This is a genomic window from Enterobacter cloacae complex sp. 309I3 (assembly GCF_050031595.1).
Taxonomy (GTDB): domain Bacteria; phylum Pseudomonadota; class Gammaproteobacteria; order Enterobacterales; family Enterobacteriaceae; genus Enterobacter; species Enterobacter cloacae.
Genome location: NZ_JBLGWI010000001.1, coordinates 2840488 through 2858282 on the forward strand (window position 1 = coordinate 2840488; position 17795 = coordinate 2858282).

Here is a 17795-nt window from a genome sequence, read left to right on the forward strand (position 1 = left end):
GGTGCCCCCACTACGCCGCTTTGGGCTGTTTTTCATAGAGGAAATGGAGGATCTGCTGGCGCATGTGGTGGTAGCGGCTGTCGTCCGCCAGCTGCACCCGGTTACGCGGACGCGGCAGGTCAACCTCCAGGATTTCGCCGACGGTCGCCGCCGGGCCGTTGGTCATCATCAGCACGCGGTCAGAGAGCAGCACCGCTTCGTCCACGTCGTGGGTGATGAGCACAATGGTGGTGTTGAGCGCCTGCTGGATTTGCATCACGGAGTCCTGCAGATGGGCACGCGTCAGGGCATCCAGCGCGCCAAACGGTTCATCCATCAGCAACACTTTCGGCTTCATCGCCAGCGCACGGGCAATGCCCACGCGCTGCTTCATGCCGCCTGAGATCTCCCCCGGGCGTTTATGTAGGGCGTGCCCCATCTGCACGCGATCGAGGTTGTGTTCAATCCACTCACGACGCTCCGCCTTGCTCATGGTGTGGCGGAACACCTGATCGACCGCCAGCGCAACGTTGTCGAAACAGGTCAGCCACGGCAGCAGGGAGTGGTTCTGAAAGACCACCGCACGCTCCGGTCCCGGACCCGCAATTTCACGGTTGTCGCAAATCAGTCCCCCTTCCGTCGGCAGGGTGATCCCGGCGATCAAGTTCAGCAGCGTTGATTTGCCGCAGCCGGAGTGGCCAATCAGGCTCACGGTTTCCCCTTCGTGGATATCAAACGAGACGTTCTGCAGCGCCAGAAATTCTCCGCTGGCGGTAGAAAAACGCTGGCTTACGGCCTGGACCTGAATGATTGGTTTCATGTTCGCTCCTTATTTTTCCTGCCAGCTAAAGCGACGGGCGATCAGCATCAGCCCCTGCTCCAGCAGTAACCCGACCACGCCAATGATGACGATGGCGATGAGAATGTTTTCGACGTTGAGGTTGTTCCACTCATTCCAGATCCAGAAACCGATCCCTAAGCCGCCTGTCAGCATTTCGGCGGCGACAATCACCAGCCAGGCGATACCGATGGAAAGACGTACCCCGGTCAACACCGCCGGCAGCACCGCCGGGAAGAGGATCCGACGCAGAATGGTCCACTCAGAAAGCTGCAACACGCGGGCGACGTTGAGGTAATCCTGCGGAATACGGCGTACCCCTTCGGCGGTGTTAATCACCATTGGCCAGATCGAACAGATAAAAATGGTCCAGCTGGAAGCCGGCTCTGCTTTCTGGAACAGCAGCAGGCCGATAGGCAGCCAGGCCAATGGGCTGACCGGGCGCAGCAGCGCAATCAGCGGGCTGAACATGCGTGAGAAAAAGGTGAAACGGCCAATCAGAAAACCGAGCGGGATACCGACTAACGCGGCCAGGCCAAAGCCCACCGCCACGCGCTGCAGGGAGGCAAGCACGTTCCAGCCGATCCCCATGTCGTTTGGCCCGTCGCGATAAAACGGATCGGCAAACAGGGTGATGGCAGAATCCAGCGTGCTCAGCGGCGTCGGGAAGCCTTTGCTGTTGATTGCCGCCAGTTGCCAGAGCACCACCAGCAGCCCCAGCCCCAGCAGCGCCGGAATGATACGCTGGAGCACGTCGTTAATCCGGCGGGCAATCGCCGGAGGACGACGGCGAACCTGAACCGGTGGCAGGGTAATCACCTCGCCACTCACCGGCGTCTCGTGTTTTGCTTTCGTGCTGTGCAGATGCTGCATAATCAGGCCCCTTTACGGTGAATAGCGAAGCGGTTGGCATAGCCTTCAGGATCGGTACCGTTCCAGACGGTGCCGTCCATCAGGGTGCTACTGCGTAGTGGTGAAGTCGGTGTGGTAATGCCCCCCACCGCGGTGGCGGCATCCTGCCAGACCGCGGTCTGGTTAATGCGCTGCGCGATGCCCGCGTAGTCCGGCGCGGCTTTGAGCAAACCCCAGCGGCGGAACTGGGTTAAGAACCACATGCCGTCGGAGAGATACGGGTAGCTGACGGCGCCGTCGTTGAAGAAACGAATCGGATGCGCGTCCTGCCAGCGCGTGCCCACCCCGTTGTCGTACTCACCCAGCATCCGTCCGGTGAGGTACTGCTCTTTGGTGTTCAGCCATGCGCGACGCGAGAGGATCTGCGCCGTTTCACGTTTGTTTTCCGGTGAAGCGTCGATCCAGCGCGCGGCTTCCAGTACTGCGCTCACCAGTGCCCGCGCGGTGTGCGGATTTTTCTCCACCCAGTCGCGACGGGTACCGAGGATTTTTTCCGGGTGGTCAGCCCAGATAGACTGCGACGTTGCAGCGGTAAAACCGATGCGATCGTTAATGGCCCGGGCATTCCACGGCTCGCCGACGCAAAAGCCGACCATATTGCCAATGCGCATGTTCATCACCATCTGCGGCGGCGGTACCACCACGGTGCGAACATCGTCAAACGGGTTAATGCCCGCACTGGCCAGCCAGTAGTAGAGCCACATGGCGTGCGTGCCCGTCGGGAAGGTATGCGCGAAGGTGTACGTGCCCGGTGCCTGCTGACCAATCAGTTTCTTCAGCCCGTCGAGATCGCGAACGCCCTTCTCTGCCAGATCGGCAGAGAGCGTAATCGCCTGGCCGTTCTGGTTGAGGGTCATCAGATTCGCCATCTGCTGTGGCTTACCGGCGATCCCCAGTTCCAGTCCGTACAGCAGACCGTAAAGAATGTGCGCCGCGTCCAGCTCCCCCGCGACTAACTTGTCGCGCACGGCCGCCCAACTCGCCTCTTTGGTGGGCACGATGGTAATGCCATGCTTTTTATCGAACCCTTTCAGCGCCGCGATGACCACCGGAGCGCAGTCGGTCAGCGGGATAAACCCGATGCGCACCGTCTCCTGCTCGGGTTTATCCGAGCCTGCCGCCCACGCGGCCTGCATGACACCCGGTAACAACATTGCACTGCTCGCCAACACGCTGGCCTGCAAAAAACGCCGTCTCGACAAATCCGCCATGACCACTCCTGAAAAAAAGACAAAAAAAAGCGCCCGACAGTGCCGAAGCACCGCTGGACGCCTTTATCCCGAAGACTGATGCACCGCCGTTGGCGCACCGTCAAAATTGGTTACTGAAATAATGCAAAGCGAATGCCAGGTTTTAATGCCTTGTTTTTATGGCTTTTGCCCCACTGGCTCTGCAAAAACGCACCTCAATCAGGCACAACGTGCCCACTGATTGTGCAGCTACTCCTTAGGGGTTAGCTGCCACAATCGCTTCACGGTAAGCAGCGCGCGGGCGATATCCACCATGCGCTGGTTCTTGTCCATCGCCATTTTGCGCAGCGCCGTCCACGCCTGTTCCTCACTCATATTGTGGTGGGTCATCAGCACGCTTTTGGCTTTATCAATGGTCTTGCGCTCTTCCAGCGTATCGCGCAGCGTCGCGAGCTGGCGGGAAAGCTGTTCTATTTCACGAGCCTGCTGGCGAACCAGCGGCAGCAAAGGTTTATCCGGATAAAGCGCGAGCGGATCGTCATTCTCATCGGCACTTACCGGATGTTTAGGGTCATGATGGATACGCTCATCAACCGCCAGCATCAGGTCGGCGATAACCATCTCCTCCAGGGTGCGCAGGTGCTCAAGACGCGACGTTTGCAGGGCGAACCAGTTCAGCGCCGTATCGCCATTATCCGCAGCAGGCTGGCGGGTACAGGCCACACGCCGGAGTTGCTCTGTCTCGCGGTCGGGCTGGCAGTCCCGGGAAAAGGTGCTCTGCACATCCGCCGGGCTGTGGCTTAAAAAGATCTCAAAACAGGCCTGCTGCCCGTCAATGCGATCCACCAGCCTCTGACGGGTGACATCATCAAAAAAACCCTGCGTGAAGCCAATGGCCCCCAGCGCCCGCTCTTGTCCCGCCAGCTCTTTGCCCTGCATCAGGCTGTAGAGGGCAACAAAACGCCCCGCCAGATGCGGATCGTCAATGCTGTCGTTGAGCTGCGGCACGATACTGAGCAGATGGCGAAGCATGCGACAGTAATGCTCCATCGCCTGCGGAGCGGTAACGGTTTGTTGGTTCACCCCTTCTCGCAGGGCGGGGAGTGATTCAAGGCTCTGCAACGCAGCGGCGATGCGCTCACACACGGCGCTGCCCGGCACTGGGGAGTGTCTATCCAGAATGCCATACAGTATGGTGAGATTTTCATCCACCAGCGCCCGGCTGGCTTTGCATTCGGGGGCATAGAGCTTACCCTGTGAGCAGAGCCAGACGTTTGATGCACCGCGCTCGCACTGTAGCATATGCACCAGTTGGCTAATGCCATTCACCAGTACGCCCAGCTGTGCCAGTTTGCTGAGCTGCTCCTGACGCAACGCCTTTGCGCGCTGGAGCCATTCGGTTGCACCCGACGAATTGCCAGCCATTAATGTCATGCTTACTCTCCCGGATAACCCTACCTGGGAGAATGAAGCAATATTCGTGCCTTAATATAAACAGGAGTTAACATGCAGAAGATTGTGATCGTCGCCAACGGGGCGGCCTACGGCAGCGAATCCCTTTTTAACAGCCTGCGTCTGGCCATAGCATTGCGCGATAACGCGAGCGAGCTGGAGCTGCGGATCTTTTTGATGTCCGACGCGGTCACCGCTGGCCTGAAAGGCCAAAAACCGGCAGAGGGCTACAACATTCAGCAGATGCTGGAGATCCTGACGGCGCAAAACGTGCCGGTTAAGCTCTGCAAAACCTGCACTGACGGGCGCGGTATCACCGGGCTGCCGCTGATTGACGGCGTGGAAATTGGCACACTTGTCGAGCTGGCCGAATGGACGTTAGACGCCGATAAAGTATTAACTTTTTAATAATAAAGCCGTAAAAATATTATTTTCTTATGGACGCGGTTTCAGCATCAAGTTTACCTGCGGGGTTGCCGATAGGCATGGAAACAACACAGCAGGTATTTCACTTATGTTCAGATCGATTCGTGCTCGCATCATTGCCGCGACGACAGGCTGTCTGGTCGTCGCCCTTCTTCTCAATACCGTCATTAATTTCCAGGTCACGCGCCAGGATAATCAGCAGTCGCAGCGTGACATTCTGACCAGCACCAGCGCCAGCCATAACATGGCGATTGCCGACTGGGTGAAAAGCAAAATGACGGTCATTACCTCCGCCCAGAGCGTGGCGCTGAGTGACGACCCGGTACCGGTCTTTAAACAACTCGCCCAGGCGGGAGGCTTCACCAACGTCTATGTGGGCTATGCCACTAAAACGGCGAAATTCTCTGAGCCTGCGGGCGTGCCTGCGGATTATGACCCGACCATTCGCCCCTGGTATCAGCAGGTGGTCAGCCAGGACGGACCTGTGGTGACCGCGCCTTACGTGGATGCCGGAACAGGAAAACTGGTGGTAACTTTTGCGGTACCGGTAAAAGAAAACGGGACCCTGAAAGCGGTGGTGGCGGGCGATGTGGCCATGGATAGCGTGGTGGCTAACGTGCGCGGCATTCACCCGACCCCGGCCAGCAGCGGGTTACTTCTGAACAGCGACGGCAGCGTTATCGCCGCCAACGATCCGGCCCTGACGTTAAAACCGTTTGCAGAGACCATTACCGGCACCGATTTAGCGACCCTGAAAAACGGTGAACCGGTTGATGGCACATTTGACGGCGGTGATAAAACCCTCGTCGCCACGGCCGTTCCGGGAACAAACTGGATGCTGGTGGTCGCGCTCGACAATAACGACGCCACCTCCGGCATGCGCTCGCTGCTGAAAGCCTCGGCACTCTCGCTGGTGATCCTCGCCCTGCTGAGCGGCGCGCTTGTCCACATCCTGATTGCCCGCCTGCTCAAGCGGTTGTCCGATATCCGCGACGCGATGCATAACATCGCCAACGGTACCAACGACCTCTCCCAGCGCCTGCCGGAGAGCGGTAACGACGAAGTGGCGCAAATCGCCCAGGCGTTTAACGCCTTTAGCGATAAGCTCTCGGTGGTGATGATCCAGCTGCGTGATGCCAGCGCCTCGGTGAAAAATGCCGCCCAGGAGATTGCGGCTGGCAACCAGGATCTCTCCGGGCGCACCGAGCAGGCAGCCTCCAGCCTGCGTGAAACCGCCAGCGCCGTAGAGCAGATCACCGCGTCGGTGACCCAGTCAAATGAGTCTGCGGCAGAAGCGAATGAACAGGCCAGTAGAGCCTCCGCTGCGGCCTCACGCGGCGGTGAGGTCGTCTCTCAGGCCATCAGCACCATGCAATCCATTGAAGTGGCTTCGGCAAAAATTGGCGATATCACCAGCGTGATTGATGGCATCGCCTTCCAGACCAATATCCTGGCGCTGAACGCCTCGGTGGAAGCAGCGCGCGCCGGTGAGCAGGGCCGCGGGTTTGCCGTGGTGGCAGGCGAAGTACGTAACCTGGCGAGCCGCAGCGCCCAGGCGGCGAAGGAGATCAAATCGCTTATCGACTCCACCACCGACAGCGTGGCAACCGGCTCCCGCTATGTACATCTGGCCGGGGAAAGCATGGATGAGATCCGCGCCAGCATCGGCAGCGTCTCGGGTATCATGCGTGAAATTTCCATCGCCACCAGCGAGCAGATGAAAGGCATCCATGAGATCAACCATGCTGTCACGCACCTCGACAGAATGGTGCAGCAGAACGCTGAACTGGTGGTGCAATCCGCCGCAGCCGCCAGCGCCCTGCAGAGCCAGGCGGGCGACCTTGCTGAAACTGCCGGACATTTCCGCATTTAATTTTCTTCTGGCGCGCCTTCACCGTGTAAACGCGCGCCAGCTGAATGCTTTCAGGTATTTTGTCATTTTTGTTTAAACGTTATGCCATTTTTTGATCAAAATCAGCATCCCGACGCTCCCCCTTTGGTGTTATGCCATGAGTGAATTGTGAACAACATCACGCTCGGAAATGGCAGCAGGGAGAGCGTTGTTTAAGACTACGGGGTAAATAAATGGCACTGGTAAAAACAAGTTTGAAACTGTTTGGCGGGGATACGGTAGTGGTGCGTTGTTCAGAGCGCTGCCGTATTCATTTGATGAGTGCGAAGGCACAAAAACAATCGCAGGCAGATATCCTGACCGTGCAGGATGATAAGGCGTGGCTAACCGTCCCTTATACCGGCACATGGGATGTCCTGATTGACAGCCATAGTCAGTCACTCGAACACTCAGTCAGCTACGTGGCCGCTTAAAAACAGACGCCCGGTCTGCACTCTCGCAGCCGGGCGTATTATCAGGCAAAACCCGGACGCAGCGGGTTATTCAGCGGATTTCCTTCCAGCAGTGCTTTCACCTTCGCTACCAGCTCATTCAGACACTCGTCCTGCATGCCGAGGCGCGTCAGTTCCTGATCGAGTGAAAACAGATACTGCGCGTTTGTGCCGAGCGGTCCACTGGCCGCCGCAATCAACGGCGCGATCACCTGCGTGCGGGTATCCGCTTCATACAGGGGATGGCGCGGATCCATAATAAACACCAGCGCGTTGACGGTGCGTCCGTCATCAAGTTCCAGCTTGCACCAGCTTGGCATATAGCAGCCGGTGATCATCTCGCGCTTCCAGAGCAGCGTCAGCTCCTCTTCGAGCGTGGCATCCGGCAGGCGATACGCCACCCCCGTGGTGCGTCCGCCCTCTTTCAGTGCAAGCATACGTCCCGGCTGACAGGCACTTCCGCGTCCGGCGGTTAATCGCAGACAAAATGCGCGATGCCACCCCGGGAGCGTACCTGTCGCCGATTCGACAAATTCCAGAGCCGGGTTCCACATCAGCGAACCGTAGCCAAAAATCCATACCGGGCCATCATCCGGGCGGCAGGCAAGCGTGGCAGCGAGCGACGCCGCACGTTGTTCAGCTGACCAGAGAAGCGATTCCTCAATAGCACCAAATGCCGTCTTACAATCTGCCTTCATTAAGAAATCACGCGTTAACACTTTACACCTCCGCCACTGCATGCTTCCTTGCGACATCTGTAATTCACCTTCCCGGCATTATCTACTGGTCATTTTGCCAGCAGTTGAATAACGATAAGCAATTCGCGGGCCAGTTGCAATACAACGGCAGTTCAACCGCCTGAAAAGTCAAAATGAAGGCAGCTTATTATTTTACGGCTATTTCTTTTTATGCCATTTATCATCGTCTCCTTTCTCGTAGTCATGTTTTACTGCCGCCCAGGCCACTTTATGCGCCGTCTCTTCCCGGCTGGCATCGTCCCGACGATCGTCTTTATCTTTGTATTGATCCCAGGCGCTGTTAAACGCCTCTTTATAGATATCCTGCGCATGTGCGGGCAGTACGTTTTGCACGTTATCGGGTAAATCGCGTTTCGTTTTATATGGCATCACTAACCTCTCTTTTGCTTAAAAACATAAGTGTGGACGACGATGCTGCAAGCTGCCAGTCGTGGATCAATTTTGAAGAATTAATTAAGTTAATTACATGTTATTTAATATGTATTAATCAAAAATATGACATTATGGATATCAGGAGACTTAAAACAGGATTAGGGTAAAATTAAGTAAAATATAAAGGGTATTTAATAGAGATCTGTTAATGTAATGACCTCAAAATTCTATCTATAATTACAAGCACCTGCATTGATGGAGAAGCACATGACAGCAGCACACGAGGCGGTAAAAACCCGCCACAAGGAGACGTCGCTCATTTTCCCGGTTCTGGCACTGGCTGTGCTGCTCTTCTGGGGAAGCAGTCAGTCACTGCCAGTGGTGGTTGGTATCAATATTCTTGCGCTGGTAGGGATTTTAACCAGTGCCTTTAGCGTGGTTCGCCATGCCGATGTCCTGGCCCACCGTCTGGGCGAGCCATATGGATCGTTAATTCTCAGCCTTTCCGTTGTGATTCTTGAGGTCAGCCTCATTTCCGCGCTGATGGCGACCGGCGACGCCGCGCCAACCCTGATGCGCGATACGCTCTATTCCATCATTATGATTGTGACCGGCGGTCTGGTGGGCTTTTCACTGTTGCTGGGCGGCCGTAAGTTCGCCACCCAGTATATGAACCTGTTTGGCATTAAACAGTATTTGATTGCCCTGTTCCCGCTGGCGATTATCGTGCTGGTCTTCCCGATGGCGTTGCCGGGAGCAAACTTCTCTACCGGTCAGGCGCTGCTGGTCGCATTGATTTCAGCCGCCATGTATGGCGTGTTCCTGTTGATTCAGACCAAAACGCACCAGAGTCTGTTTGTGTACGAGCATGAAGACGACAGCGACGACGATGACCCGCACCATGGCAAACCATCTGCCCATAGCAGCGCATGGCATACGGTTTGGCTGATCGTACATCTGATTGCGGTTATCGCCGTCACCAAGATGAACGCCAACCCGCTGGAGACACTGTTAACCGAGATGAATGCCCCGGTGGCCTTTACCGGCTTCCTGGTGGCGCTGCTGATCCTCTCGCCGGAAGGGCTGGGCGCGCTGAAAGCGGTGCTGAACAATCAGGTACAGCGCGCCATGAACCTGTTCTTCGGCTCGGTACTGGCGACCATTTCGCTTACCGTTCCGGTGGTGACGCTGATTGCCTTTATGACCGGTAACGAGCTGCAGTTTGCGCTGGGCGCGCCGGAGATGATTGTGATGGTAGCGTCACTGCTGCTGTGTCAGATTTCGTTCTCAACCGGGCGCACCAATGTACTCAACGGCGCGGCGCATATGGCGCTGTTTGTGGCGTATTTGATGACGATATTTGCGTAGTTTTATCTGGTGCGGGCTGATGCCCTCACCCCAACCCTCTCCCACGGGGAGAGGGAGAAACAAAAAACCCGCCGAAGCGGGTTTTTTTATTAGTTGCTGGTATCCAGCTCGTCGAAGCTCTTCACCAGATCGTCAATCGCTTTGATCTGTTTCAGGAACGGCTCCAGTTTGTCCAGCGGCAGCGCGGATGGACCGTCGCATTTCGCATTCGCCGGATCCGGGTGCGCTTCAATGAACAGACCCGCCAGGCCGGTCGCCATACCGGCGCGCGCCAGTTCGGTCACCTGCGCACGACGGCCACCAGACGCGGCACCAAACGGGTCGCGGCACTGCAGAGAGTGGGTCACGTCAAAGATCACCGGAGACTGGTTAGAGACGTTTTTCATCACGGTGAAGCCCAGCATATCCACAACCAGGTTGTCGTAACCGAAGTTGGAACCACGGTCGCACAGGATCACCTTGTCGTTACCGCCTTCGATAAACTTATCGACGATGTTCCCCATCTGGCCTGGGCTCACGAACTGCGGCTTCTTCACGTTGATGACCGCACCGGTTTTGGCCATCGCTTCCACCAGGTCAGTCTGACGAGCCAGGAACGCTGGCAACTGAATAACGTCAACCACGTCAGCCACAGGCTGCGCCTGAGACGCCTCGTGAACGTCGGTGATCACTTTCACGCCAAAGGTCTGCTTCAGTTCCTGGAAAATTTTCATCCCCTCTTCCAGGCCCGGGCCACGGTAGGAGTGAATGGAAGAGCGGTTGGCTTTGTCAAAAGAGGCTTTAAACACGTACGGGATGCCCAGCTTCTGGGTCACGGTCACGTAGTGCTCGCAAATACGCATGGCGAGATCGCGGGATTCCAGCACGTTCATACCGCCAAACAGCACGAACGGCAGGTCGTTTGCCACGTTGATATCACCAATGCTAACCACTTTTTGTTTCATAGGATCGCCTTATTTAAGTGTGAATCGGAATAAAGATTAATGCAGTGTAATTTGTTTGTGCGAGATCGCGTTGATCTGCGCGCGAATCATTTCGCTGATCGGGTCTTCCGGGCATTGCTCGACGAAATAGCTTAAATCGTTCAGCGCCACATGCTCGCAGTCGAGCTGGGCATAAATCAGCCCGCGGTCGCGAATTTCGTACGGGTCTTCCGGATTAAATTGCAGCAGCACTTCGCTGGCGCGCAAGGCCAGCTCCATCTGCCGCTCTTCCATCAGTGCAGATTTCAGCGTATCCAGCAGCTTGCGGATCACTTCGGCGTTATCGGCTTCGTCGAGATCTTCGTTAAAGAGCTCGGCCACCGGGCTGATATTACCTTTCAGCCAGACATCCAGCGTATGTTCATCCAGCGTATCGCCGTTAAACGGATTGATTAACCACATCTCCCCGTCCAGCCACTCGGCACGCAGGATCATCTGCGTCGGGAAAATGACCGGCACCAGTGGAATATCCAGACGGTGCGCGATCCACAGCAAAATAGAGCCCAGCGCAACGGCGCTGCCCTGACGATTTTTTAAGACCTGGTCCAGCCATAATGCGTCAGACAGGCGATACACGCCACGCGTGTCGCAGAAACCCCACTCGCCGTAGAAAAGCTCCAGCAGCTTTTCCAGTTGCCAGTCCTGCGGACGCGCCTGATTGATCTCTTCGCGCGCCAGGCTGACCAGACTTTCCAGCTCATCGTAGACATACTGCGACGTAAAATCGTCGCGAATCATCTCCGAAATCAGGATCATGCCATCGCAGAGCGGCACTTTATTAAATTCGAAATCGGCTAAGGACCTCATGACTTACCCCAGTAACGGTATTCTAGTGGTGGCGAGTTTAATGATGATGTACAGCACCACCAGACCCAGCAGAAAGGCGATAAACCCGACCTGCTGGCTGCGCGGACGACGACGTCCAGGCGCGATAAAACCCAAAACGATATATACCCATCATACTTCAAGCTGCATGCGCGTTGGCTGCGCTCGCTCACCTCAGTCACATAGTTAACTATGCTCCTGAGGACTCGCTCTCTTGCCGCCTTCATGCAACTCGAATTATTTTGGGTATAGATGATAACGCCAAACAGCTTTTCAGTCAGCCATGCGCCTTTATCAGTAAATGGCAGATAACCTGTTTTCACTGCCACTGCCACTGCCCCAGCGTCAGACGCTCGTTACCGCCGTAGTCGCGGCAGGTCTCGACAGCAGCATAACCCGTCTGCCTGAAAAGCCCACGCACCGCCTCCCCCTGCGTCCAGCCATGCTCCACCAGCAGCCAGCCGCCGGGCAGGAGATGTTGTCGTGACGTTGTCACAATGTGTTCCAGATCGGCCAGCCCTGCATTACCTGCGACCAGCGCCGTCAGCGGTTCAAAGCGAACATCCCCCTGCGCCAGGTGCGGGTCGTGTTCGTCAATATAGGGCGGATTACTGACAATCATCGCGAACGTCTGCTTCTCCAGCGCACTGAACCAACTGCTTTGCAGCACGGTCACATTAGTCACGCCCAGTCGCTCAACGTTACGCTGCGCCAGTGCCACCGCGTCGGGCATCACATCGACCGCCGTTACCGCGCAATCGGGCCGCTCGGTGGCGAGCGCCAGCGCGATTGCGCCAGTGCCCGTTCCGAGATCGAGAATGCGGCTGGCCGCTGCGGGTAACCGCGCCAGCGCCTGCTCCACCAGACATTCGGTGTCAGGACGCGGGATTAGCGTCGCCGCTGAGACGAACAAGGGTAACGACCAGAACTCGCGCTCCCCAACCAGATGCGCCACCGGCTCGCCGGTTTTACGGCGGGTAAGCAGCGCGGCCAGCTGCGCTTCCTGCTCTACGGTCAGTTCGGTTTCACCGAAGGCCAGCAGATACGTGCGGGCTTTTCCCGTCACATATTCCAGCAAAATTTCGGCGTCGCGCTTCGGGCTTTCACTGTCAGGGAGCGCGCCGGTGGCCAGGCGTAACCAGCTCTGAAAATCCATTATTCCTGCTCGGACAATGCCGCCAGCTGGTCGGCCTGGTATTCCTGCACGATAGGCTCAATCAGCATATCAAGCTTGCCTTCCATCACCTCATCCAGACGGTATAACGTCAGGTTGATGCGGTGGTCGGTCACGCGGCCCTGCGGGAAGTTGTAGGTACGGTTACGGTCGCTACGATCGCCGCTGCCCAGCAGGTTACGACGGGTTGACGCTTCCGCCTGCTGCCGTTTGGCCATTTCCGCCGCGTGAATACGCGCACCCAGCACGGACAGCGCTTTCGCTTTGTTTTTGTGCTGAGAGCGTTCGTCCTGACACTCCACCACAATGCCGGTTGGCAGGTGGGTAATACGGATGGCGGAGTCGGTGGTGTTAACGTGCTGACCACCCGCCCCGGAAGAACGGAAGGTATCAATACGCAGATCGGCCGGGTTAATGTCCGGCAGTTCCGCTTCCGGCAGCTCTGGCATCACCGCAACCGTGCAGGCTGAAGTGTGAATACGGCCCTGCGACTCGGTCGCCGGTACACGCTGCACGCGATGGCCGCCGGACTCAAACTTGAGACGGCCGTACACGCCGTCACCGCTGATTTTGGCGATCACCTCTTTAAAACCGCCGTGCTCGCCTTCGTTGGCGCTCATGATCTCCACGCGCCAGCGACGCGATTCGGCGTAACGGCTGTACATGCGGAACAGGTCTCCGGCGAACAGTGCCGCCTCATCACCGCCCGTTCCGGCGCGGACTTCCACAAACGCGTTACGCTCGTCGTCTGGATCTTTCGGCAGCAGAAGCACCTGCAGCTGTTGCTCCATCTCTTCTGAGCGCGCTTTGGCATCCTGCAGCTCTTCCTGCGCCATTTCGCGCATTTCAGGATCGTCGAGCATCATCTGCGCGGTTTCGATATCTTCCTGAACCTGTTGCCAGTCGGTAAAGCATTTTGAAACATCACTTAACTGCGCATATTCACGCGACAGTGCGCGAAAACGTTCCTGGTCCGCAATGGTCCCGGCATCGCCGAGCAGCGCCTGGACTTCTTCATGGCGCTCGTGCAGAGCTTCCAGTTTAGCGACGATAGAAGGCTTCATAGGCGTAAGTGCACCTTGTAATAGAAAATGGGTATAGAGCGCTATTCCAGCCCGAGGCTGTTGCGCAGAATAGTCAGGCGTTCATCGTCCCCGTCACGGGCAGCCTGCTGGAGTGATTTGGTTGGTGCATGGATCAAGCGATTGGTCAGTTTCCAGGCCAGATCCTGCATAATAGCGTGTGCGTCGCCGCCCTGTTCCAGAGCCGCTAACGCTTTGGCAGTCAGGTCATCACGCACCTGCTCCGCCTGACCGCGATATTCGCGGATGGTCTCGCTGACGCTTTGCGCGCGCAGCCAGGCCATAAATTCACTGGCTTCCTGCTCGACAATGGTTTCCGCCTGCACCGCTGCCGCTTTACGCTGGGCAAGGTTGTGCGAAATGATGCTTTGCAGATCATCCACGCTGTAGAGATAGGCGTTGGCCAGTTTGCCAACCTCCGGTTCGACATCACGCGGAACGGCGATATCCACCAGCAGCATTGGCTGATTACGACGGGATTTCAGCGCGCGCTCTACCATCCCTTTACCGATAATCGGCAGCGGGCTGGCCGTCGAGCTAATGATGATGTCCGCCTCTTTCAGACGTTCGTCGATCTCGCTCAGCGCAATCACCTCGGCCCCGACTTCGTCTGCCAGCACCTGTGCACGCTCGCGGGTGCGGTTAGCGATAACCATCTTTTTCACTTTATGCTCGCGCAGATGGCGCGCCACAAGCTCAATGGTTTCGCCCGCGCCGACCAGCATCACGGTGACGGTCGACAGGGATTCGAAGATTTGACGTGCAAGGGTACAGGCCGCGAACGCAACAGAAACCGCACTGGCACCAATGTCGGTTTCGGTTCGCACACGCTTCGCCACGGAGAATGACTTCTGGAACATACGCTCCAGCTCGCTGGCTTTCAGATGCCCTTTTTGCGAATCCGCAAACGCTTTTTTTACCTGACCGAGAATTTGCGGCTCGCCCAGCACCAGCGAATCCAGACCACTCGCGACACGCATAAGATGGCTCACCGCATCGTTATCCTGATGCCAGTACAGGCTCTTACGCAGCTCGTCTTCGTTGAGATTGTGGTAGTCGCATAACCAGCGGATCAGCGCTTCATGCAGGTTATCCTGCTCTTCCACGCTTAAGTAAAGCTCGGTACGGTTGCACGTCGAGAGCACCACCCCGCCCTGCACCATCGGTTGTGCAAGCAGGCTATCCAGCGCCAGGTCGAGCGTATCCGGCGAAAACGTGACGCGTTCTCGCAGCGAAACCGGGGCGGTTTTGTGGTTGATGCCGAGTGCTAATAGGGTCATGTTGAGCGGGAGTAGTACCAGCGTTAATAAGGTTAGCAAGACGCATCATACAGGATGCGCGAGATCAATAAAAGAGACTGCCCCCTTTCGGAGTAATAGGTTACTCAACGCTTTGAGATAATTTGAACGTAGACGGTGACACCCTTCAACGCTAGCATTAACAGTTATAACTGCAACGTATCTCAAGGATTTGTCCTCATTATGACCCGACTGATTCGCCTGCTGCCGCTGGCAGCACTGGTTCTGACCGCATGTTCTGTCACTCAACCAAAAGGCCCGGGCAAAAGCCCTGACTCACCACAGTGGCGTCAGCACCAGCAGGACGTACGTAATTTAAGTCAGTACCAGACCCGCGGCGCGTTTGCTTATCTCTCTGACGAACAAAAGGTTTATGCCCGCTTCTTCTGGCAGCAAACGGGGCAAGATAACTACCGCCTGCTGCTGCTGAACCCGTTGGGCAGTACCGAGCTGGAGCTTAACGCTAAGCCGGGTGAAGCGCAGATCACGGATAACAAAGGCCAGCACTACACCGCCACCGACGCGGAAGAGATGATTGGCAAACTGACCGGAATGCCTATCCCGCTGAACAGCCTGCGCCAGTGGATCCTGGGCCTGCCGGGTGACGCCACCGACTACACCCTGGACGATCAGTACCGTCTGAGCCAGGTGAACTACACGCAGAATGGTAAAACCTGGAAGGTGGTGTACAGCGCCTATGACAGCAACAGTAAACCGTCGCTGCCGTCGAATATGGAGCTGACGCAGGGTAGCCAGCGCATCAAGCTGAAAATGGACAACTGGATCGTTAAATGATGACCCACTGGCCCTCTCCGGCAAAACTTAACCTGTTTTTATATATCACCGGCCAACGTGCTGACGGGTATCACATCCTGCAGACGCTGTTTCAGTTTATCGATTATGGCGACACGCTCTCGATTGAGCTGCGTCAGGACGGGCAGATCTGTCTGCTGACGCCGGTGGAAGGCGTAGCGCATGAGGATAACCTGATCGTGCGCGCCGCGCGTCTGCTGATGAACGCAGCGGCTGACACCGGGCGCTTGCCCGCCGGGAGCGGTGCGGATATTCGCATTGAGAAGCGTCTGCCGATGGGCGGTGGGCTGGGTGGCGGTTCATCCAATGCCGCGACCGTCCTGGTCGCCCTGAATCATCTCTGGGGCTGCGGATTGTCAACGGATGAACTGGCCGCGTTAGGGTTAACGCTGGGGGCGGATGTCCCGGTGTTTGTGCGCGGTCATGCAGCATTTGCTGAAGGGGTGGGTGAAATCCTCTCCCCGGTTGAACCGCCGGAAAAATGGTACCTCGTAGCCCATCCAGGCGTCAGCATTCCGACTCCGGTCATCTTCAAAGATCCTGAGCTGCCACGCAATACCCCGGCGCGGTCAATAGAAACGTTATTAAATTGTGAATTCAGCAACGATTGCGAGGTTATCGCAAGAAAACGTTTTCGCGAGGTTGATGCGGCGCTTTCCTGGCTGTTAGAATACGCGCCGTCGCGCCTGACTGGTACAGGGGCCTGTGTCTTTGCTGAATTTGACACCGAATCCGCCGCTCGTCAGGTGCTTGAGCAAGCGCCGGATTGGCTGCATGGTTTTGTAGCGCGCGGGATGAACACCTCCCCCCTACAGCAGGCCATTCTGGCGCAGACTGAGTTTCGGTGACAACGTCACCCTGTTCCAGACGTTGCATCGCGCTCTTTAATACACCGCCTGGATAGCATTTCGCCTGGCCCCGCACAGTTTGCGGCGAACGCTATCCACCACTGGACGCATGCCTGAGGTTCTTCTCGTGCCTGATATGAAGCTTTTTGCTGGTAACGCCACCCCGGAACTAGCACAACGTATTGCCAACCGCCTGTACACTTCCCTCGGCGACGCCGCTGTAGGTCGCTTTAGCGACGGCGAAGTCAGCGTACAAATTAACGAAAATGTACGCGGTGGTGATATTTTCATCATCCAGTCCACCTGTGCTCCAACGAATGACAACCTGATGGAATTGGTTGTTATGGTCGATGCCCTGCGTCGCGCTTCTGCAGGCCGTATCACTGCTGTAATCCCTTACTTTGGCTATGCCCGCCAGGACCGTCGCGTCCGTTCCGCGCGTGTGCCAATCACCGCTAAAGTTGTCGCGGACTTCCTGTCCAGCGTTGGCGTTGACCGCGTACTGACCGTTGACCTGCACGCAGAGCAGATTCAGGGCTTCTTCGACGTCCCGGTTGATAACGTATTCGGCAGCCCAATCCTGCTGGAAGATATGCTGCAGCTGAACCTGGACAACCCAATTGTGGTGTCTCCGGACATCGGCGGCGTGGTACGTGCTCGAGCTATCGCTAAGCTGCTGAACGATACCGACATGGCAATCATCGACAAACGCCGTCCGCGCGCTAACGTTTCTCAGGTGATGCACATCATCGGTGACGTTGCTGGCCGTGACTGCGTGCTGGTTGACGACATGATCGATACCGGCGGTACGCTGTGTAAAGCCGCTGAAGCGCTGAAAGAGCGTGGTGCCAAGCGCGTGTTCGCGTACGCGACTCACCCGATCTTCTCCGGTAACGCGGTAAACAACCTCCGTAACTCCGTCATTGACGAAGTTGTGGTATGCGATACCATCCCACTGAGTGACGAGATCAAGGCACTGCCAAACGTGCGTACCCTGACCCTGTCCGGGATGCTGGCCGAAGCGATTCGTCGTATCAGCAACGAAGAATCCATCTCTGCAATGTTCGAACACTAATCGAACACGGCCGAAAAACCCGCTGCGGCGGGTTTTTTTGTTTCTGATATTTATTAATG

18 protein-coding genes and 2 pseudogenes are annotated in these 17795 nt (G+C 56.7%); 7 read left to right on the forward strand and 13 right to left on the reverse strand.

Going from position 1 to position 17795, the window contains the following annotated elements; genetic code table 11:
- Nucleotides 1-10: 10 nt before the first annotated feature.
- The 4 genes from ACQG22_RS13490 to nasR form a co-directional block, all read right to left on the reverse strand.
- Nucleotides 11-799, reverse strand: coding sequence for an ABC transporter ATP-binding protein (locus ACQG22_RS13490; protein WP_013096250.1), 789 nt, complete (start codon nt 797-799; stop codon nt 11-13).
- Nucleotides 800-808: 9 nt separating this feature from the next.
- Complete coding sequence (ntrB, locus tag ACQG22_RS13495; protein WP_013096249.1) at nt 809-1690, reverse strand: nitrate ABC transporter permease; 882 nt, start codon at nt 1688-1690, stop codon at nt 809-811.
- Between the two features lie 2 nt (nt 1691-1692).
- Nucleotides 1693-2940 carry a CmpA/NrtA family ABC transporter substrate-binding protein gene (locus tag ACQG22_RS13500; RefSeq protein WP_095454523.1) on the reverse strand — a complete coding sequence of 416 codons (1248 nt, stop codon included), beginning with the start codon at nt 2938-2940 and terminating at the stop codon, nt 1693-1695.
- Nucleotides 2941-3168: 228 nt separating this feature from the next.
- Entirely contained in the window at nt 3169-4353 is a 1185-nt protein-coding gene (nasR, locus tag ACQG22_RS13505) for a nitrate regulatory protein NasR (protein ID WP_129328040.1), read from the reverse strand.
- Nucleotides 4354-4425: 72 nt separating this feature from the next.
- Here nasR and ACQG22_RS13510 point away from each other — a divergent pair, with 72 nt between their 5' ends.
- From ACQG22_RS13510 to ACQG22_RS13520, 3 genes are all read left to right on the forward strand, one after another.
- Nucleotides 4426-4779 carry a DsrE/DsrF/TusD sulfur relay family protein gene (locus tag ACQG22_RS13510; protein WP_048972373.1) on the forward strand — a complete coding sequence of 118 codons (354 nt, stop codon included), beginning with the start codon at nt 4426-4428 and terminating at the stop codon, nt 4777-4779.
- Between the two features lie 106 nt (nt 4780-4885).
- A complete protein-coding gene (locus tag ACQG22_RS13515) occupies nt 4886-6670 on the forward strand; it encodes a methyl-accepting chemotaxis protein (protein WP_057072599.1) in 1785 nt (594 codons plus the stop codon).
- A gap of 212 nt (nt 6671-6882) precedes the next feature.
- Nucleotides 6883-7122 (forward strand): DUF1883 domain-containing protein, encoded by a 240-nt coding sequence (locus ACQG22_RS13520; RefSeq protein ID WP_013096243.1) that lies wholly within the window; start codon nt 6883-6885, stop codon nt 7120-7122.
- A 41-nt stretch (nt 7123-7163) separates the two neighbouring features.
- On the opposite strand, the gene ACQG22_RS13525 is transcribed toward ACQG22_RS13520, so the two are convergent.
- Together ACQG22_RS13525 and chaB are read right to left on the reverse strand one after the other, a co-directional pair.
- Complete coding sequence (locus tag ACQG22_RS13525; RefSeq protein WP_013096242.1) at nt 7164-7859, reverse strand: gamma-glutamylcyclotransferase; 696 nt, start codon at nt 7857-7859, stop codon at nt 7164-7166.
- A gap of 177 nt (nt 7860-8036) precedes the next feature.
- Nucleotides 8037-8267: a putative cation transport regulator ChaB gene (gene chaB, locus ACQG22_RS13530; protein ID WP_013096240.1), complete on the reverse strand. Its 231-nt coding sequence runs from the start codon at nt 8265-8267 to the stop codon at nt 8037-8039.
- 270 nt (nt 8268-8537) lie between these two features.
- On the opposite strand from chaB, the gene chaA reads away from it, so the two are divergent.
- On the forward strand, nt 8538-9638 hold the full coding sequence (gene chaA / locus ACQG22_RS13535; protein ID WP_013096238.1) for a sodium-potassium/proton antiporter ChaA: 1101 nt from the start codon (nt 8538-8540) through the stop codon (nt 9636-9638).
- A gap of 89 nt (nt 9639-9727) precedes the next feature.
- On the opposite strand, the gene kdsA is transcribed toward chaA, so the two are convergent.
- The 7 genes and pseudogenes from kdsA to hemA all read right to left on the reverse strand — a co-directional run bounded on the left by kdsA (nt 9728) and on the right by hemA (nt 14982).
- Nucleotides 9728-10582, reverse strand: a complete 855-nt coding sequence (gene kdsA, locus ACQG22_RS13540) for a 3-deoxy-8-phosphooctulonate synthase (protein WP_013096237.1) — start codon at nt 10580-10582, stop codon at nt 9728-9730.
- A gap of 36 nt (nt 10583-10618) precedes the next feature.
- Nucleotides 10619-11428: an invasion regulator SirB1 gene (sirB1, locus tag ACQG22_RS13545; RefSeq protein ID WP_013096236.1), complete on the reverse strand. Its 810-nt coding sequence runs from the start codon at nt 11426-11428 to the stop codon at nt 10619-10621.
- A gap of 3 nt (nt 11429-11431) precedes the next feature.
- Nucleotides 11432-11574 (reverse strand): annotated as a pseudogene (locus ACQG22_RS13550) (siroheme synthase); the annotation flags it as partial.
- 123 nt (nt 11575-11697) lie between these two features.
- Nucleotides 11698-11796: pseudogene (locus ACQG22_RS13555) on the reverse strand (siroheme synthase); the annotation flags it as partial.
- Nucleotides 11766-12602, reverse strand: coding sequence for a peptide chain release factor N(5)-glutamine methyltransferase (gene prmC, locus ACQG22_RS13560; RefSeq protein WP_369706757.1), 837 nt, complete (start codon nt 12600-12602; stop codon nt 11766-11768). The gene prmC and the pseudogene ACQG22_RS13555, both read right to left, overlap by 31 nt.
- Nucleotides 12602-13684, reverse strand: a complete 1083-nt coding sequence (gene prfA, locus ACQG22_RS13565) for a peptide chain release factor 1 (RefSeq protein WP_013096233.1) — start codon at nt 13682-13684, stop codon at nt 12602-12604. Before prfA ends, prmC begins: the two co-directional genes overlap by 1 nt.
- Before the next feature lie 41 nt (nt 13685-13725).
- Complete coding sequence (gene hemA, locus ACQG22_RS13570) at nt 13726-14982, reverse strand: glutamyl-tRNA reductase (protein WP_013096232.1); 1257 nt, start codon at nt 14980-14982, stop codon at nt 13726-13728.
- Between the two features lie 201 nt (nt 14983-15183).
- On the opposite strand from hemA, the gene lolB reads away from it, so the two are divergent.
- The 3 genes from lolB to prs all read left to right on the forward strand — a co-directional run bounded on the left by lolB (nt 15184) and on the right by prs (nt 17736).
- Nucleotides 15184-15795: a lipoprotein insertase outer membrane protein LolB gene (lolB, locus tag ACQG22_RS13575; protein WP_013096231.1), complete on the forward strand. Its 612-nt coding sequence runs from the start codon at nt 15184-15186 to the stop codon at nt 15793-15795.
- Complete coding sequence (ispE, locus tag ACQG22_RS13580) at nt 15792-16661, forward strand: 4-(cytidine 5'-diphospho)-2-C-methyl-D-erythritol kinase (RefSeq protein WP_369706758.1); 870 nt, start codon at nt 15792-15794, stop codon at nt 16659-16661. Before lolB ends, ispE begins: the two co-directional genes overlap by 4 nt.
- Before the next feature lie 127 nt (nt 16662-16788).
- Complete coding sequence (gene prs / locus ACQG22_RS13585) at nt 16789-17736, forward strand: ribose-phosphate diphosphokinase (protein ID WP_003856663.1); 948 nt, start codon at nt 16789-16791, stop codon at nt 17734-17736.
- Nucleotides 17737-17795 lie beyond the last annotated feature (59 nt).